This window comes from Croceibacterium xixiisoli, assembly GCF_009827305.1.
Taxonomy (GTDB): Bacteria; Pseudomonadota; Alphaproteobacteria; order Sphingomonadales; family Sphingomonadaceae; genus Croceibacterium_C; species Croceibacterium_C xixiisoli.
On record NZ_WTYJ01000001.1, the window covers coordinates 459026 to 473769 of the forward strand.

The following is a 14744-nucleotide window of genomic DNA, read 5'->3' on the forward strand; positions in this document are numbered from 1 at the left end:
TTACTTATTCGGGGTGATCCGCAGGATCGCGCCCTTGGTCTCATCGGTCAGCACATACACGCTGCCATCGGGCGCCACGCGCACATCGCGCAACCGCTGGCCCAGATCGCCCAGCATCGCTTCCTGCGTAACCTGGCCATCGGTGCCCACTTCGGCGCGGATCAGCGTGCGGTTCATCATGGCGATCAGCAGATTGCCGTCCCAACCGGGAAACAGCGTGCCATCATAGACGTCCAGATTGCCGGGATTGGCCGAATTGGGGATCCAGGCAATGACCGGATCGGTCATGCCCGGGGCATCCTTGACCGCCTTGGCCGGCTCGCCATTGTAATGCTTGCCCTGCGTCACATCCATCCAGCCGTAATTGGCGCCGCGGGTGATGCGGTTGAGCTCGTCGCCGCCGCGCGGGCCGAATTCGGTGGACCAGATCGTGCCGTCGCGCGCGTCCACGGTCATGCCGGTGGGGTTGCGATGGCCGAGCGACCAGATTTCCGGGCGCCAGCCCTGCTGCCCGGCAAAGGGATTGTCGGTCGGCGCGGTACCATCGTCACGCAGGCGCAGGATCTTGCCGAAATCGCTGGCCGGGTTCTGCGACATTTCGCCGTAATTGCGGTCTCCGCTGGCGACATAGAGATAGCCGTCCGGGCCAAAGACCATGCGTGCGCCATAGCTGCCGAAGGTCGGACCCTGGCCGCAGCAGCGCTGCGGCAGCGGCGCCGCGCCATACCATTCGGCGGCATAGATTTCCTGCACATCGCTCAGCGCATGGCCGCCGTCCCAGCGGGCGCGGATGATTGACAGGGTCGAATCCGACTGCACCGTCACCGGGGCCCCGTCCTTGGTGCGGGCCTTGCTGTAGGACAGATAGATCAGCTGATTGTTGGCGAAGTCCGGATGCAGCACCACATCGGTCAGCCCGGCGATGCCGAAGGCGAAGACCGGCGGCAGGCCGTCAATCGGGGTAGGGTCCAGCGTGCCGTCGGCGGCCAGAATCCGCAGCCGGCCCGGTCGCTCGGTCACCAGTGCGCGGCCATCGGGCAGGAACGCGATCGACCAGGGATGATCGAGATCGCGGGTCAGCACCTCGACATGCAGGGCGGCCTTTTCCGTGGTGAAATCCCACGGGCCGGCGCCCAGTTCGCTCGACTGCATGGGGCCGCGTGCTGCCGGTGCCGGAGTGGGTGCCGGAGTCGTCGCGGGCGTTGCAGCCGGCGCCGCATCCTGTGCTGCTGCGATGGTCGGCAAACCTGCCAGAACCATAGCCAATGCCATCGCTGACACGATCCGTTTCATGTTCGCCCACTCCCCTGTCCATGTTGATTTTGTCCCCTTTAGGCGGGGACGCGCGAACGCACAATCTCCGCCGCCGGGATGCGGCGGGTAATCATGTGCGTCGCAGCTGTTGATTGCGGCATCTCCCGCCGGAAATGCCGGCCTGGATCAGGCAGCTTCCTGCTTGGCGGAAAAGCGTCCGTATTTGCGGAACCGGGTCATCCAGCGATCAAGGAACAGATCCAGCGGGCGCGGGGTGATGCCGAAGGCTTCCAGCCCGGCATGCTGGCCCGATGCCACATTGCCGGCCTTCAGCAGGTTCCACTGATCAGTGCTCATCGGCGTACCGGGCAAGGCCGCAAAGATCGAAGACAGCGCATCGGGCACGGCGATGAAGCTGCGGCTCCGCCCCTGTCCACTGGCGATCTTCTCATGCAGTTGCAGCATGGTCAGCTGTTCCGGCCCGGCGATTTCGTAGGTCTTGCCGGCATGCTGGCCCGCATCGGCGAGCGACAGGGCGACCGCCATGGCTGCATCGTCGACCCACACCGGCTGCAGCTTCGCTTCCGGGCCGAACACCGGCACGGCGGGCAGGGCGCGGATCAGGCCGGCGAACATGTTCAGGAAATTGTCGCCTTCACCGAACAGGATGGTGGGACGAATCAGCGTCGCCGCCGGGAAGGCCGCCCGAACCAACGCCTCACCTTCGCCCTTCGAACGGGCATAGCCGCTGTCAGACGTCGCATCGGCGCCGACGGCCGACACATGGACAAAGGCCTTTACCCCCGCCGCCGTGGCGGCCGCAGCGGCCTTGCCCGCACCTTCCGCCTGGACGGCCCACTGATCCGCGCCGAAGCTGCCGACCAGATAGGCGGCGGCATCGGCGCCATGCATCACGGCCGCCAGTGTGGCGGGCTTGGTGACGTCACAGGCGACAAACTGGATCTGCCCCAGATTGGCCAGCGGCTTCAGAAAGAATGCCTTCTCCGGATGCCGATCGGCAATCCGCAGTCGTGCACCGCGACGCAGCAGTTCCTGCGCGATGTTGCGGCCCAGGAATCCACCGCCGCCAATCAGCACGACCAGCTTGTTTTCGAGCGATTCGAGATGGGGCATGTTCTTCCAATCCAGCCATTGCGGCGCCATTCGGCCATTGCGGATTGCCATGCCGCAAGGGGCGTTTCGCTTCAAGATGGCGTTCGCATCCGAATGCGAAGAGAAAGTGAAACGAGCCGTTGACAGCCCATAAGCCCTCCGTTAGAGGCGCCCTCCTACCCGGCGAGCTGGTGGTTCTTACCAGATCGCTCCCGTGCCCAGATGGCGGAATTGGTAGACGCACCGTCTTCAGGTGGCGGCGATCGCAAGGTCGTGGAGGTTCGAGTCCTCTTCTGGGCACCATTTACTTGAGCCGGCGCATGGTCAGTTCAACTGACCGCCTCACGGCCTGGATAATTCCGCCGCCTGGCTGAACTTTCCTTTGATCTCATGATCATGCAGCGCCGTTATGGCACAATTCCGTGCCGCATCTGCTGAAATATTCGACTGGCCATGCTGGAAGGGCGTTTCAGCCATGCGAAGCGGGCAATTCCCGTTCCGGGCTGGCCCAGTGCGCCCTGCATGGTACGGACGACCTCTCACCCGCAGTATGTGTGTTCATAACCGGGTGGAGCGCGGCAAGGCATTGGCCGGCCTGCGATGGATATGAGAACAAGGGAAGCACCATGAAAAAAATCACCCTGGCCATTTGCGCAGCCCTGGCCGCAATCGGACTGCCTTCGGTCGCCAGCGCCAATGGGCTGACCGTGGAAGCCAATGGCGCCCGCGCGCAGGGGGAATGGGGCGCGGAGCTGGGCGCGGGTTACAATCTGTCGTTCCAGGGCTTTACCCTGCGCCCGATAGGCGGCGTGTTCGTGCACAGCGGCGATCATGACGGTTACGAATGGCAGAATGTCGGCGGCGGTCAGTCGCGGTGCCGCAATCTCGGCAATGGGCAACTGGCCGATGATGATCGGTGCGAAAGCGGCCGGGATGTCAGCCTGTACGGCCGGCTGGAGGCAACCTACACGCTGGTGGGCACGACCGAATTCGGCGTTGGTGCGCGGATCAGCGGCGATGAGCCCCGGGTTTATGGCACGCTCAGCTTCCCGGTGCTGCCGCGTATCCGCGTGAAGGCCAATGCCGGCGACCGTTATTACGCGCTGGGCCTGCGCGCAGACCTGTGACCTTCTGGGGCGTGGGCTTCGGCTGAAACCCACGCCCCCGATCCGGTCAGGAATCAGAACCCCGTGCGCAGTTCCACGGTGAAGCTGCGCGGGGCGCCGACGTTGACGGTCGTGCCGTTGATGGCGCCGGTGTAGTAAGTGGCGTCGAACAGATTGCGCACATTCGCCATCAGCTGGAAATTGTCGTTCAGCTTCACCCGTGCGCCCAGATCAACCAGCGTATAGGCTGGCAGATAGAACTGGTTGCTGTTGATCCCCTGACGCCGGCTGACATGGGTGGCGCCGGCATTGATCGAAAATCCGCCCAGCACATCGGCCAGATCGTAGGTGGCGAACAGGCCCAGCGCATTTTCCGGCGCATTGGGCACGGTGTTGCCGGCAAAGCTGTTGTCGTTCACATATTTGATCGAAAACAGATGGTTCCAGTTGAAGGTCAGCCGCAACGCATCGACCGGATTGGCATCCAGTGAAAATTCGATCCCCTTGCTGCGCTGCAGCCCGGACAGGCGGTTGAAACCGGGATGATCGGGGTCGGCCATGGTCAGATTGTCGCGGTCCAGCTGGAACACGGCGATCGTCGCGATCGATTTTGCCGGCCGGATATCCAGCTTGATCCCGCCTTCGAACTGTTCGCCGCGTTCGGGATCGAACGGATCGCCGGCGAAATCGGTGCCCGATTGCGGCACGAAGCTGCGGGTGTAGCTCAGATAAGGGGAAATGAATGGCGTCGGCCGCCAGACGAGCCCGGCCTGCGGCGTCCAGGCCTCTGCCACCTGCCGCCGCACGCGGGCGCCGTTCAGCGTGTTGTCGTCCGTGACATGATCATAGCGCAGCCCGCCCAGCACGACCCAGTTCTGCCCGATCTCGATCACGTTCTGGATATAGACGCCGGTGCTCTGGAACAGGCTGCCATAAGGGGAATTGACCGTGCGCGTGCCATTGGCCGGGCGGCTGTCCAGATAGGCTGGATCATAGATATTGATCGACGAAAACTGATAGCGTTCATTGGTGCGGGTGTTGTTGAACCGTTCCACCTCACCGCCGAACACCAGCTTGTGCGTCAGCGGGCCGGTGGTGATTTCGCCGGCCAGTTCCAGCCGGGCGAGCGTTCCGTTCAGATCGGCGTTCCAATCCCCGATCTGGCGCGGCAGCAGGCCATTGGCATCGACCGGCGTATTGTCCGGAATGGCCCAGATATACACGCGGTCTTCTTCCTGATCGGAATGGACCACATCGGCGCGCAGCTGCCATTTGTCGCCCAGTTCCTGCCGCAGCGACAGCGACAGATTGATATCCTGGAACTTGTTGGTGCCGAATTTCTCCCCGAAGAAGGCGGAGCGGGGCACATCGGCGAAATCATATTTGCGGCCATTGGCGGCGGTGAAGCGGCCATCGGTCTGATAGGCCATGACAGTGCCGCGATCGCCGACGCGTTCATCAGTGAACCAGGATGCGCGCGCCGTCAGCACCGTGGTGGGGGACAGGCGGACGTCGAAGGCGCCGGTAACGCCGCCGGATTCGCTTTCCACCACATCGCGGAAACTGCCGGCATTTTCATACATGCCCTGGATGCGGTAATTCACCCCATCGACCAGCGGGCCGGTGGCATCCACGGTGGCCTGGTAATAATCGAAGCTGCCGGCGCGCAGCCGCAGCGTGGTGGAGGCATCGTCCTGCGGCGTGCGGCTGACGATATTGAGCACCCCGCCCGGCTGGAGCGCGCCATAGAGGATGGAGGCGGACCCGCGCAGCAGCTCGATCCGCTCGATATCATAGAGCGGCACCTGGCCATATTTGCGATAGCGCAGCCCATCGCGGAAATAATTGCTGCCATTGGCCATCTGGAACCCGCGGGAGGAGAAGAATTCCCCCGCATTGCCGAAATTGTCCGTGCCCCCGACCGTGCCGATGTAACGCAGCGCGTCCGAGAGCGAGCGCGCGGCGGATTCCTGGATCACCGCATCGGACACCTGCTGAATGGTAAAGGGGGTCTGCATGGTGCTCAGCGGCACGCGCGTGGCCACCGATGCGGCGGCGCGATCCGCTTCGCCCAGGACGATGATGGTATTGTCGTCCTCCGTCTCATCCTGGGCTTGCTCTTGGGCGAAAACAACGGCGGGCAGGGCGCAGGCGGCCAGGCCGGCAACCGAACGCAGCAGAAATGTCCTCATGATGATCCCTCTGTCTTGATTGTATTATGATGTTTTCGAGCCGCTGACGCGGAGGCTTAGGTTTTGCCGCTGACGCGGCGGTGACTGAGCAGGGCGGACAGGGCGATGCCCGCGCAGATCAGGCCGTATCCAGGCCCGGCGGCGAGTGCCGACAGCGTCATTTCGGTGCCTGCCACCGACGCCAGCGTCAGCGGCACCAGCAGCACGGCACCCGCGCCGGTAAGCAGCAGGATCCGCTGCCAGGCCGTCAGCGGGTCCGCGCGGGCGAGCAGCAGGCCGCCGGCCAGCCACAGGGCCAGAAACAGCCAGAGTTCGCTGGCGATCACCCGGCCGGACAGCAGATCCTGGCTGGCGAGGAAATGCAGCCCGCCCAGGGGCACAAACAGATCAGCCGTCGCAGGCAGGCGAGCCAGCGCGTGGAGCACGGCAATGCCGGTCAGCGCCAGCAGCAGCCCGCCCATCACCGCCGCATTGGCCCGCTCCATCCCGATCACCGCTTGCGGATCTTTCGGGTGGCGTTTGCGCCGTTCGCGTTCGGCCCAGATGAACATGCCCGATGCGGTCACGGCGGTGCAGACGAAGCCGAACAGCAGATAGAGCAGCTCACCCACCGGTGGCGCGAAATAGCCGTAATGAAGCGGGCGCATCATCGCCAGCACGCGGCGCCCGGCGCCCTGATCGGTCCGGTCTACCGTCTGCAGATGGCGCCCGCTGTCGGCATCGAACACCAGCATGGTCTGGCCGCGCTGCACCAGTCGGTAACCGGGCAGATCGCCCTGCACGCGGATGGTGGATCCGGCCACGCCGCGATTGGTCATATTGATGTGGCTGGGGCGGAAATCGGGGCGCAGATCCGTCGCGCGGCGCAGAATTTCCGCAATCGGCAGCGGCTTGCCCGGCCCTTCGCCCTGGATCTCGATCGGGTTGGCGCTCGATGCGCGGATGCCGATCAGGCTTTCCAGTCCCAGCCAGGCGCCGGTCAGGGCGATGATGATGTGGAACGGCAGGCCCCAGACGCTGCCGAATTTGTGCAGATCGGCCCAGGCCTTGCGCCGGTGTGAACCCAGCCGCAGGTGAAACAGGTCGCGGCGGATCTGGCGCCAATGAAACACCAGCCCGGCCACGATCGACACGAACATCGTCACGCCCAGCGCGCCGACGATCCAGCGGCCCTTGCCCCCCATGAACAGCCCGGCATGCAGCCTTTGGATGAAATCGGCGAAATCGGATTCCAGTTCGGGCCGCACCGCACCGGTTTCGGGATGCACCCAGAAACGCTGTTCCTTGCCGCCGGGCTTTTCCACCACGACGCTGTATTGATGGATCGAATAGATATCCTGCGGGAAGGCGACGACATTGACGCGGATGCCGGTTGTGGCCTGCTGCGCCATGGCCCGGTCGAATGCGGCCAGGGCGCCGTCCGGGCCCAGATTGTCGCGCCCTTCCACCCGCACCAACTCCGGATTGGACAGCGCCTTGAGCGGGAATTTGTACACCACCAGCGTGCCGGTCAGGCAGATGACGAACAGCAGCCAGCCGGTCAGCAGCCCGGTCCAGGAATGGATCGCATAGGCCTTGCGCTGGGTGCTCATGGCCGCAAACCCGGCGCGCATCCGCCAATGATATTGTCGCTGTTCCGCATACAGACGCCCGTCATTCCCCTGCGGACGGCGCTGCCCCTGCTGCAACGCCTGCCCGAACGGGTGCCGGTGGTCCTGCGGATGTCAGGCCATCAAGTTAATTACGGTAACGAACCATTTTGTAACGTTGTTACATGCTGAATTGCAGCAGTCAGCCAGCCGGCAGCGGCGGCAGGCCGCGGATCATGTCCGATGCCTTTTCCGCGATCATGATGCAGGGGGCATTGGTGTTGCCGCGAATGACATTGGGCATCACCGATGCATCGGCCACGCGCAGCCCGGCAATGCCGCGCACGCGCAGTTCCGCATCCACCACCGCGCCGGGGCCGGTGCCCATGGCGCAGGTGCTGGTCGGATGGCCGCCGCTCATCACCGTGGCGCGGTTCCAGGCATCGATCGCCTCGTCATCCTGCGCGTCCGGGCTGGGGCCGAGCTCCGCCTGCACCAGCGCGCTGGCGGCCGGGGTGGCGAAGAAGCGGCGGATGATCCGGATCGCTTCGCGCAGTCTTACCCGGTCGCTTTCTTCCTGCAGGAAATTGGTCAGCACGGCGGGCTTTTCGGTCGGATCGGCCGAACGGAGCGAGACGGTGCCGGTGCTGGCCGGATTGAGCAGCAGCGCCCCGGCGGTGAACTGATGCCCGGCCCCCTTGCGCCAGCCGGGGAACCACGGGCGGGCGAGGAAGGAGGTATGGCTGACCTGCATCTGCAGATCGGGCCGGGGCTGATCGGCGGTCGAGCGCAGGAAACCCTGGATCGACAGCGGGCTGTAATTGCAATTGCCGGTGCCGAACAGCTGCCATTCGATCACGCTGCGCGCCAGCCGGTCCAGCCGCAGCTGGCTATCGAAGGTGATCGGGCCGCTGGCTTCATACATGGACAGCGCCATGGCGTGATCCTGCAGGTTGGAGCCGACGCCGGGCAGATCGGTCAGCACATCGATACCCTGTTCGCGCAATTGCGCGGCTGGGCCCACGCCGGACAGCATCAGCAGATGGGGCGAATTGAATGCCCCGCCGCACAGGATCACTTCCCGCCGGGCATGGATCACATGGACGGCATCGCCGCGCCGCACTTCGATGCCATGGGCGCGGCCATCGCGGATCAGCACGCGGGTGACCAGCGCATCGGTTTCCACCCGTAGATTGCTGCGCGACTTGGCCGGATCGAGATAGGCGCGTGCCGTGCTGTGGCGCCGCCCCTTGCTCACCGACACATCGGGCAGGCCGAAACCTTCGGGCCGGGCGACGTTGAAATCATCCGATTGGGGATAGCCGAGCTGGCCCGCCGCGCGGCGAAACGCCGGGGTCAGCAGCGGATCGCTGGTCAGGGAAGACACCGCCAGCGGGCCGGACCCGCCATGTTCGGGGCCTTCGCCACGCCAGTTGCTTTCCGCGCGTTTGTAATAGGGCAGCACATCGGCATAGCCCCAGCCGCTGAGCCCGGCATCGCGCCAGCCGTCATAATCCGCCGCAGCGCCACGGATATACATCGTGCCATTGACCGAGGAACAACCGCCCAGCAGCTTGCCGCGCGGGAAGGGCAGCGGGCGATTGTCGAGATAGGGTTCCGGCTCGGTCATATATTGCCAGCCGAATTGGGGCATCATCGATGCCGTCATCCAGGCCAGCGGCATGTCGATCATCGTGTGATCATGGTGCCCGCCCGCCTCGATCAGCGCCACTGTGCTGGCGGGATCCTCACTCAGCCGGGCGGCCAGCACGCAGCCCGAACTGCCGGCACCGACAACGATGAAATCAACCTCGTCCACGTTTCGCTCATCCCATAGCGGGCGGGGCCGGCCTGTGCCTCCCGCCATCCTGTTGCGTGGCGGTCATTGGCGCCGCCGCAGGGTTGCATAAAGGCTAAGCCGGAACGGGTCAAAAGCTAACGATCGTTACGGTTCCGGTTGAACCCGCCGCGAAATCGGGCATTACCTGCACACCCGCCGCCGGAATGCCGGACCGGCGCACAGAACACAATTTGGGACAGGATCAGCATGGAAGACATCTTCGCGCCGAAGTTCGAATTCGCCTTTGAAGTGCGGCTGCGGTTCCGCCCGCTGCCCAAGGTGGTCAACATGCCCACCGGCGGCGATCGCGGCATGGTGGCGCTGGATGGCGGCGAATTCGAAGGGCCGAATATCTCCGGCATCGCGCTGCCTTACAGCGGTGGCGATTTCTGCCTGTTCCGCACCGACGGCGTGCTGGTGGGCGATGCCCGCTATATGCTGCAGGAACAGGATGGCAGCGTCTTCATGCTCAACACCCGCGCCTATATCTGGGGCCGCAGTGACGAGGTGATGCAGAAGTTCGAACGCATCGCCCATGGGCTGAGCACCGAGGAGGTGACCCCGGACGAGGTGTATTTCCGTACCTCCACCATGTTCGAAGCCCCGGTGGGCAAGCATGACTGGTTGGCCAAGCATGTGTTTGTCGGGATCGGCCGGCGCACGCAGGAAGGCAATGCCATCCGCTATTACAAGGTGCTCTGACCGCCCGGTCACAAGGGGAGCCACGGCCATGATCGACACCAGCATACTGTTCACCCCGGTCACCATCGGCAGCGTGACCGTGCCCAACCGCTTCGTGCTGCCCGGCATGCAGCGCGGCTGGTGCAAGGATGGCGCGCCGGAGGATCGGCTGGACGATTATTATCGCCGTCGGGTGGAAGGCGGAGTGGGGCTGATCATCAGCGAATCGCTGGCGGTCGATCATCCATCCTCCACCCAGACGGACATGTTCGCCCGGCTGGACGGCGACACGGTGGAGGCGTGGAGACGCACGGTCGGCACAGTGCGCGATGCCGGCGGGGCGATGATCCTGCAGCTGTGGCACGAAGGGGCGCTGCGCAAGGAAGGCGGCGACAGCCGCTGGTCGCAGCACCCCACGCTCAGTCCCTCCGGCCTGGCCTTTGCCGACAAGCGCGTGGGGCAGGTGGCCAGCGGCGATGATCTGGCGGCGATCCGCGATGGCTTCATCCGCAGTGCCATTCTGGCGAAACAGGCCGGAGCCAATGGGGTGGAGGTGCATGGCGCGCATGGCTATCTGCTCGATCAGTTTCTCTGGCCCGTCACCAACCGCCGCGATGATGGCTATGGCGGGGATGACATGCGGGATCGGGTGCGCCTGCCGGCCGAAATCATCGCCGGCATCCGCGCCGAATGCGGGCCGGATTTCCTGATCTCTTTCCGCTTTTCGCAATGGAAAGAGGCGGATTTCGAGGCGCGGGTGGCACCGGGGCCGGATGATCTGGCGTTGATGGTTACCGCGCTGCGCGATGCCGGTGCCGATGTGCTGCACGCCTCCACCCGGCGGTTCTGGCAGCCCGAATGGGCGGGATCGGATCTGAACCTGGCCGGCTGGGCCAAACAGCTGAGCGGATTGCCCGCGATCACGGTGGGCAGCATAGGGCTCAACACCGATGTCATGTCGACCTTCTTCGGGGAAGAGGTGGAGGGGCGCGTCGAACGCGGCGTGGCCGAACTGGTCCGGCGGCTGTCGGCCGGGGAATTCGATCTGGCCGCGATCGGCCGCAGTCTGATCGCCGATCCGGACTGGGTGCTGAAAATCCGCGACGGGAATTTCGATGCCGTGCGGATCTTCACCCGCGACGATCTGTCGCTGCCCGATGCCGACATGGGGCTGGTGGGCGAAGCGCACGGACGGAACTAACCCCCGGCGATCGCCCGCAGCACCGCCGCTGAGCCAATGCCGATCACCACGGTCGGCAGCAGCGACAGCCGTGTGGCGGCGATCGCCGTCAGCGCCAGCGCGGCCAGATCGGCCGGGCGACCGGTGGCATAATGCGGCGCCAGCACGGCGATCAGCACCGCGCCGGGGGCGGTATCCATCACGCTCTGCATCCGGACGGACAGCTGCCGCCCGCCGAGCAGCAGATAGCCGGTGATCCGCGTGGCATAGGTGGCTCCGGCCATCAGCAGGATTGCCGCCAGCGTCATGGGCGCAATCGGCCAGCCTTGGGTGAGCGCGTCCATGTTCAAACCCTCCGTCCGGCGATCAGCCAGGCGGTGATGACCCCAGTCAGGGCGCCAGCCGGAACATACCAGGCGCCGGGAATGGTCGCATAGACGGTACCGGCCACCAGCGCGCAGGCGGCCCAGGGTAGCGCGGTGGCCGCCCCCTTCCACATGCCGCGCAGCAGCACGAAGAACACCGCCGGAAATGCCATGTCGAAACCGAAGCGGGTGACATCGCCCAGCACCGGCCCGATCATCGCACCAAGGGCCGTGAACACCACCCAGCTGAGATAAAGCCCGATCGAGAGGCTGAGATAATAGGGCAGGCTGAAGACCACCGCACGGCCCTCCCGCTGGCGCGCCTTCGCATCGGTCAGCGCCATGGCCCAGCTTTCATCGCACATCAGGAACAGCATCGGCAGCACCTTGCGGCGCGGCAGATGGCGCAGGAACGGCGCCAGCGTGGCGCCCATCAGAATGTGGCGGCTGTTCACCAGCAGCGTCACCGCCAGGATCAGCAGCAGATGCGGTGGCGATGTCCACAGGCCGACGGCGGCAAATTCGGACCCGCCGCCGAAATTCAGCCCGGTCATCAGCGGCACTTCGGCAAAGGCAAAACCTTTGGTCCGCGCCTGCGCGCCAAGCACCAGGGCGAAGGGGACGAAGCCGATCATCACCGGCAGCGATGCCTTGATCCCGCGGCGGATTTCCGCGTTACGCGCGCGGTTCGGCAGGGCGTTTTGGACCGGGCAGGGCTCGGCTGGAGGAGAGAGGGGGGACAGGGCCGTCATGGGCGGCGCATATATCCCCCGGATCGTGGCATGTGCTTGCGAAGATGCGCATACAGTATAAATAAATGGCATAAATAACCAATATGTACGGAAATAGCGGCATATGATGCCAATAACTCTCGACCGGATCGATCGCCGAATTCTCGCGGCCCTCCAACGCGACGGCCGACTGACCAATGTGGAACTGGCGCGCGAGGTCGGCCTGTCCCCCTCACCCTGTTTGCGCCGGGTGCGCTTGCTCGAAGAGGCGGGGGTGATCGATCGCTATGTCGCGCTGCTCAATGCCGAAAAGATTGGTTACGGGATGAGCGTGTTCGTCCGCATCTGGCTCAAGGGGCAGGATAAGGACACGGTGCAGGGTTTCATCGATGCGGTGCAGCAGCTGGGGCAGATCGTCGAATGCCATCAGTTGGCCGGCGATTGCGATTTTCTGCTGCGGGTGGTGGCGGAAAATCTGGAAGCCTATCGCCGGTTCCAGTCCGAACATCTGGCCCGTATCGCTGGGATTTCCAGCCTGAAAACCGACATTCCGCTGCTGAATGTCAAAAGCCGGACGGAGCTGCCGGTGCTGCCCGGCTGATCAACGGATGGGGTCTTGCTGGCATCCGTGTCAATTGCGCCACCAAGTGTGGAGACTGTGTGGAGACGGTCAGTTTTCGGATGACACGGGTGCGTTTCGGGCGCATGCGCGCGCCATGTCCCCCACCTCCAACACGGTTGCCGGAACCCGGCCGGACAAGCGCCTGCTGCTCTCGATTCACGATGTCGGGCCGCGCTTTTCGGACGAGATCGAACGGCTGGCGGACCGGCTGTCCGCGCTGGCGGGGGAAGCGCGCTTTGCCATGCTGGTGGTGCCCGAGCATTGGGGCGGCACCCGGCTGGCCGATGATCCGGCCTTCCAGGTGCGGCTGCGCCGCTGGGCCGAACAGGGCGTGGAAATGTTCGTCCATGGCTGGTTTCACAAGGATGCCGCGCAGCACAGCGGGGCCGACGCCTTCAAGGCGCAGTTCATGACTGCGGGGGAGGGGGAATTCCTCAATCTGTCGCGCGAAGAGGCGACCCGCCGCATGGCTGAGGGGCGTGCGCTGATCGAAGATGTGATCGGCCGACCCTGCGCCGGCTTCATCGCCCCCGCCTGGCTCTATGGTGATGGGGCGCGGCAGGCGCTGCGCGATTGCGATTTTGCCATGGCAGAGGATCATTTCCGCGTCTGGCGGCCGCAGGATGATGCGGTGCTGGCACGCGGGCCGGTGATTACCTGGGCCAGTCGGTCCGGCCCGCGCACCGCGTCTTCGCTGTTCTTTGCCGGGCTGGCGCGTTTTGGCCTGCGGGCGATGCCCAATGTGCGGATTGCGGTGCATCCCGGCGATGTCACCAAACAGTCCATTCTGACCTCTATCGATCGCACGGTGCGCGCCTTCCTGCCCAGCCATGTGCCCAGCCGCTACGCATCGCTGCTGGCATCGGCCTGAACGGCATTCCCCATGCGTATTGTTATTCCGATCCACAGTTTCGAACCCGGCGGTGTCGAACGCACCGGGCTCAATCTCGCGGCCGAATGGCAGCGTGCGGGCGAGGATGTGGTGGTGGTGCTGGGCCGCGATGCCGGGGCCACCCGGCCAACCGCGCCGCAGCTGAACTATGTCACCCGGCCCGAACCGATCGCCACCCATTGGTGGGAAACGCCGTGGATGATCTGGTGCCTGTTCCTGTGGCTGCGCAGCAACAGGGCCGATGTGCTGTTCTGCGCCGGCAACACCTATGGCATCGTCTGCGTGATGATGAAGCTGCTGCTCGGCCGACGCTGCCCGCCGGTGATCGCGAAGATGAGCAATGATCTGGAACGGCGGGAGATGCCCGCCTTGGGGCGCCGGTTCTATCATCTGTGGCTGCGCATCCAGGGGCGGCATTTTGATCTGGTCGTCGGCATGGCGGAACCGATGCGGGACGAGATTGCCGAGTTCATGGCGGTGCCGCAAAACCGTATCACTGTCATTCATGATCCTTCGCTCACAGGGCCCCAGTTCGCGCGCCTGTCGCGCATGGAACGTCCCGCAAGGCGGAGCGATGGCATGCATGTGGTTTCGATCGGGCGGCTGTGGTCGCAGAAGAATTACGGCGTGCTGCTGCAGGCTTTCGCGCAGGTCCGCCGCCCGGCCGACCGGCTGACCATCGTCGGCGAAGGCCCGGAACGGCCCCGGCTTGAACGGCTGGTTGCCGAATTGGGCATCGCTGATGCGGTCGATCTGCCCGGCCACGTTCATGATACCGCGCCCCTGCTGGAACAGGGCGATATCTTCGCGCTGTCGTCTGATTACGAAGGCGTTCCGGCGGTCATCATAGAGGCGCTGGCGGCGGCCATGCCGATCGTCACCACCGATTGCAGCCGCAGCATGGCCAGCCTCGTTGGCCATGGAAAGCATGGCTTGCTGGTTCGCGTGGGCGATGTGGCGCAGTTTGCAGACAAGCTTGACGCCGCCCGTGAATTTGTGGTGTGCGCGCCAAGTACACGGGCAGTTGCCGAACAATTCGTTTTGGATCGCGCAGCCAGCACCTATTTAGCCGCGATGCATGAACTGTCAGATCGCGATGATGCGTCGGCACACAAGGTCCGCCCGGACTTGCCGGCCCGTAAGTCGAGCCGGGCATAGGATTGGTTTGCGAGATATCAC

General features: G+C 64.5%; 14 protein-coding genes and 1 tRNA gene. 7 read left to right on the plus strand and 8 right to left on the minus strand.

What is annotated here, in order from left to right:
• Positions 1-1293, minus strand: coding sequence for a PQQ-dependent sugar dehydrogenase (locus GRI97_RS02210; protein WP_161389497.1), 1293 nt, complete (start codon positions 1291-1293; stop codon positions 1-3).
• 147 nt (positions 1294-1440) lie between these two features.
• Positions 1441-2439, minus strand: a complete 999-nt coding sequence (locus tag GRI97_RS02215) for a complex I NDUFA9 subunit family protein (RefSeq protein WP_328598484.1) — start codon at positions 2437-2439, stop codon at positions 1441-1443.
• A gap of 144 nt (positions 2440-2583) precedes the next feature.
• Here GRI97_RS02215 and GRI97_RS02220 point away from each other — a divergent pair.
• A tRNA-Leu gene (locus GRI97_RS02220) sits at positions 2584-2670 on the plus strand.
• A 39-nt stretch (positions 2671-2709) separates the two neighbouring features.
• Here GRI97_RS02220 and GRI97_RS18755 read toward each other — a convergent pair.
• Positions 2710-2844 (minus strand): hypothetical protein, encoded by a 135-nt coding sequence (locus GRI97_RS18755; RefSeq protein ID WP_268891146.1) that lies wholly within the window; start codon positions 2842-2844, stop codon positions 2710-2712.
• Positions 2845-2993: 149 nt separating this feature from the next.
• On the opposite strand from GRI97_RS18755, the gene GRI97_RS02225 reads away from it, so the two are divergent.
• The gene (locus tag GRI97_RS02225; RefSeq protein WP_235917579.1) at positions 2994-3494 is read left to right on the plus strand and encodes a hypothetical protein; all 501 of its coding nucleotides are present in this window, start codon (positions 2994-2996) and stop codon (positions 3492-3494) included.
• A gap of 53 nt (positions 3495-3547) precedes the next feature.
• Here GRI97_RS02225 and GRI97_RS02230 read toward each other — a convergent pair whose 3' ends face one another.
• From GRI97_RS02230 to GRI97_RS02240, 3 genes are all read right to left on the minus strand, one after another.
• Positions 3548-5665 (minus strand): TonB-dependent siderophore receptor, encoded by a 2118-nt coding sequence (locus tag GRI97_RS02230; protein WP_161389498.1) that lies wholly within the window; start codon positions 5663-5665, stop codon positions 3548-3550.
• A 56-nt stretch (positions 5666-5721) separates the two neighbouring features.
• The gene (locus GRI97_RS02235; RefSeq protein WP_161389499.1) at positions 5722-7257 is read right to left on the minus strand and encodes a PepSY-associated TM helix domain-containing protein; all 1536 of its coding nucleotides are present in this window, start codon (positions 7255-7257) and stop codon (positions 5722-5724) included.
• 199 nt (positions 7258-7456) lie between these two features.
• Positions 7457-9073: a GMC family oxidoreductase gene (locus tag GRI97_RS02240; RefSeq protein ID WP_161389500.1), complete on the minus strand. Its 1617-nt coding sequence runs from the start codon at positions 9071-9073 to the stop codon at positions 7457-7459.
• Between the two features lie 228 nt (positions 9074-9301).
• Between GRI97_RS02240 and GRI97_RS02245 the strand changes: the two genes are divergently transcribed.
• Both GRI97_RS02245 and GRI97_RS02250 read left to right on the plus strand, forming a co-directional pair.
• Positions 9302-9796: a DUF3237 domain-containing protein gene (locus GRI97_RS02245; RefSeq protein WP_161389501.1), complete on the plus strand. Its 495-nt coding sequence runs from the start codon at positions 9302-9304 to the stop codon at positions 9794-9796.
• A gap of 28 nt (positions 9797-9824) precedes the next feature.
• Positions 9825-10976: an oxidoreductase gene (locus GRI97_RS02250; RefSeq protein ID WP_161389502.1), complete on the plus strand. Its 1152-nt coding sequence runs from the start codon at positions 9825-9827 to the stop codon at positions 10974-10976.
• On the opposite strand, the gene GRI97_RS02255 is transcribed toward GRI97_RS02250, so the two are convergent.
• Both GRI97_RS02255 and GRI97_RS02260 read right to left on the minus strand, forming a co-directional pair.
• The gene (locus GRI97_RS02255; RefSeq protein ID WP_202392555.1) at positions 10973-11299 is read right to left on the minus strand and encodes an AzlD family protein; all 327 of its coding nucleotides are present in this window, start codon (positions 11297-11299) and stop codon (positions 10973-10975) included. The two genes, GRI97_RS02250 and GRI97_RS02255, sit on opposite strands and share 4 nt — an antisense overlap.
• Before the next feature lie 2 nt (positions 11300-11301).
• On the minus strand, positions 11302-12072 hold the full coding sequence (locus GRI97_RS02260; protein ID WP_161389503.1) for an AzlC family ABC transporter permease: 771 nt from the start codon (positions 12070-12072) through the stop codon (positions 11302-11304).
• A gap of 103 nt (positions 12073-12175) precedes the next feature.
• Here GRI97_RS02260 and GRI97_RS02265 point away from each other — a divergent pair, with 103 nt between their 5' ends.
• From GRI97_RS02265 to GRI97_RS02275, 3 genes are all read left to right on the plus strand, one after another.
• Complete coding sequence (locus GRI97_RS02265) at positions 12176-12652, plus strand: Lrp/AsnC family transcriptional regulator (RefSeq protein ID WP_235917581.1); 477 nt, start codon at positions 12176-12178, stop codon at positions 12650-12652.
• Between the two features lie 115 nt (positions 12653-12767).
• Positions 12768-13544 (plus strand): DUF2334 domain-containing protein, encoded by a 777-nt coding sequence (locus GRI97_RS02270; protein ID WP_161389504.1) that lies wholly within the window; start codon positions 12768-12770, stop codon positions 13542-13544.
• 12 nt (positions 13545-13556) lie between these two features.
• Positions 13557-14723, plus strand: coding sequence for a glycosyltransferase (locus GRI97_RS02275; protein ID WP_161389505.1), 1167 nt, complete (start codon positions 13557-13559; stop codon positions 14721-14723).
• The last annotated feature ends 21 nt before the right edge of the window (positions 14724-14744 follow it).

Bases quoted from the DNA above. Each gene is read 5' to 3' on its own strand.
- GRI97_RS02270 (WP_161389504.1), top strand. From the start codon at position 12,768: ATGTCCCCCACCTCCAACACGGTTGCCGGAACCCGGCCGGACAAGCGC.
- GRI97_RS02245 (WP_161389501.1), top strand. From the start codon at position 9,302: ATGGAAGACATCTTCGCGCCGAAGTTCGAATTCGCCTTTGAAGTGCGG.
- GRI97_RS02215 (WP_328598484.1), bottom strand. From the start codon at position 2,439: ATGGCAATCCGCAATGGCCGAATGGCGCCGCAATGGCTGGATTGGAAG.
- GRI97_RS02255 (WP_202392555.1), bottom strand. From the start codon at position 11,299: ATGGACGCGCTCACCCAAGGCTGGCCGATTGCGCCCATGACGCTGGCG.
- GRI97_RS02230 (WP_161389498.1), bottom strand. From the start codon at position 5,665: ATGAGGACATTTCTGCTGCGTTCGGTTGCCGGCCTGGCCGCCTGCGCC.
- GRI97_RS02260 (WP_161389503.1), bottom strand. From the start codon at position 12,072: ATGACGGCCCTGTCCCCCCTCTCTCCTCCAGCCGAGCCCTGCCCGGTC.
- GRI97_RS02275 (WP_161389505.1), top strand. From the start codon at position 13,557: ATGCGTATTGTTATTCCGATCCACAGTTTCGAACCCGGCGGTGTCGAA.
- GRI97_RS02265 (WP_235917581.1), top strand. From the start codon at position 12,176: ATGATGCCAATAACTCTCGACCGGATCGATCGCCGAATTCTCGCGGCC.
- GRI97_RS02225 (WP_235917579.1), top strand. From the start codon at position 2,994: ATGAAAAAAATCACCCTGGCCATTTGCGCAGCCCTGGCCGCAATCGGA.
- GRI97_RS02210 (WP_161389497.1), bottom strand. From the start codon at position 1,293: ATGAAACGGATCGTGTCAGCGATGGCATTGGCTATGGTTCTGGCAGGT.
- GRI97_RS02250 (WP_161389502.1), top strand. From the start codon at position 9,825: ATGATCGACACCAGCATACTGTTCACCCCGGTCACCATCGGCAGCGTG.
- GRI97_RS18755 (WP_268891146.1), bottom strand. From the start codon at position 2,844: ATGGCTGAAACGCCCTTCCAGCATGGCCAGTCGAATATTTCAGCAGAT.
- GRI97_RS02235 (WP_161389499.1), bottom strand. From the start codon at position 7,257: ATGAGCACCCAGCGCAAGGCCTATGCGATCCATTCCTGGACCGGGCTG.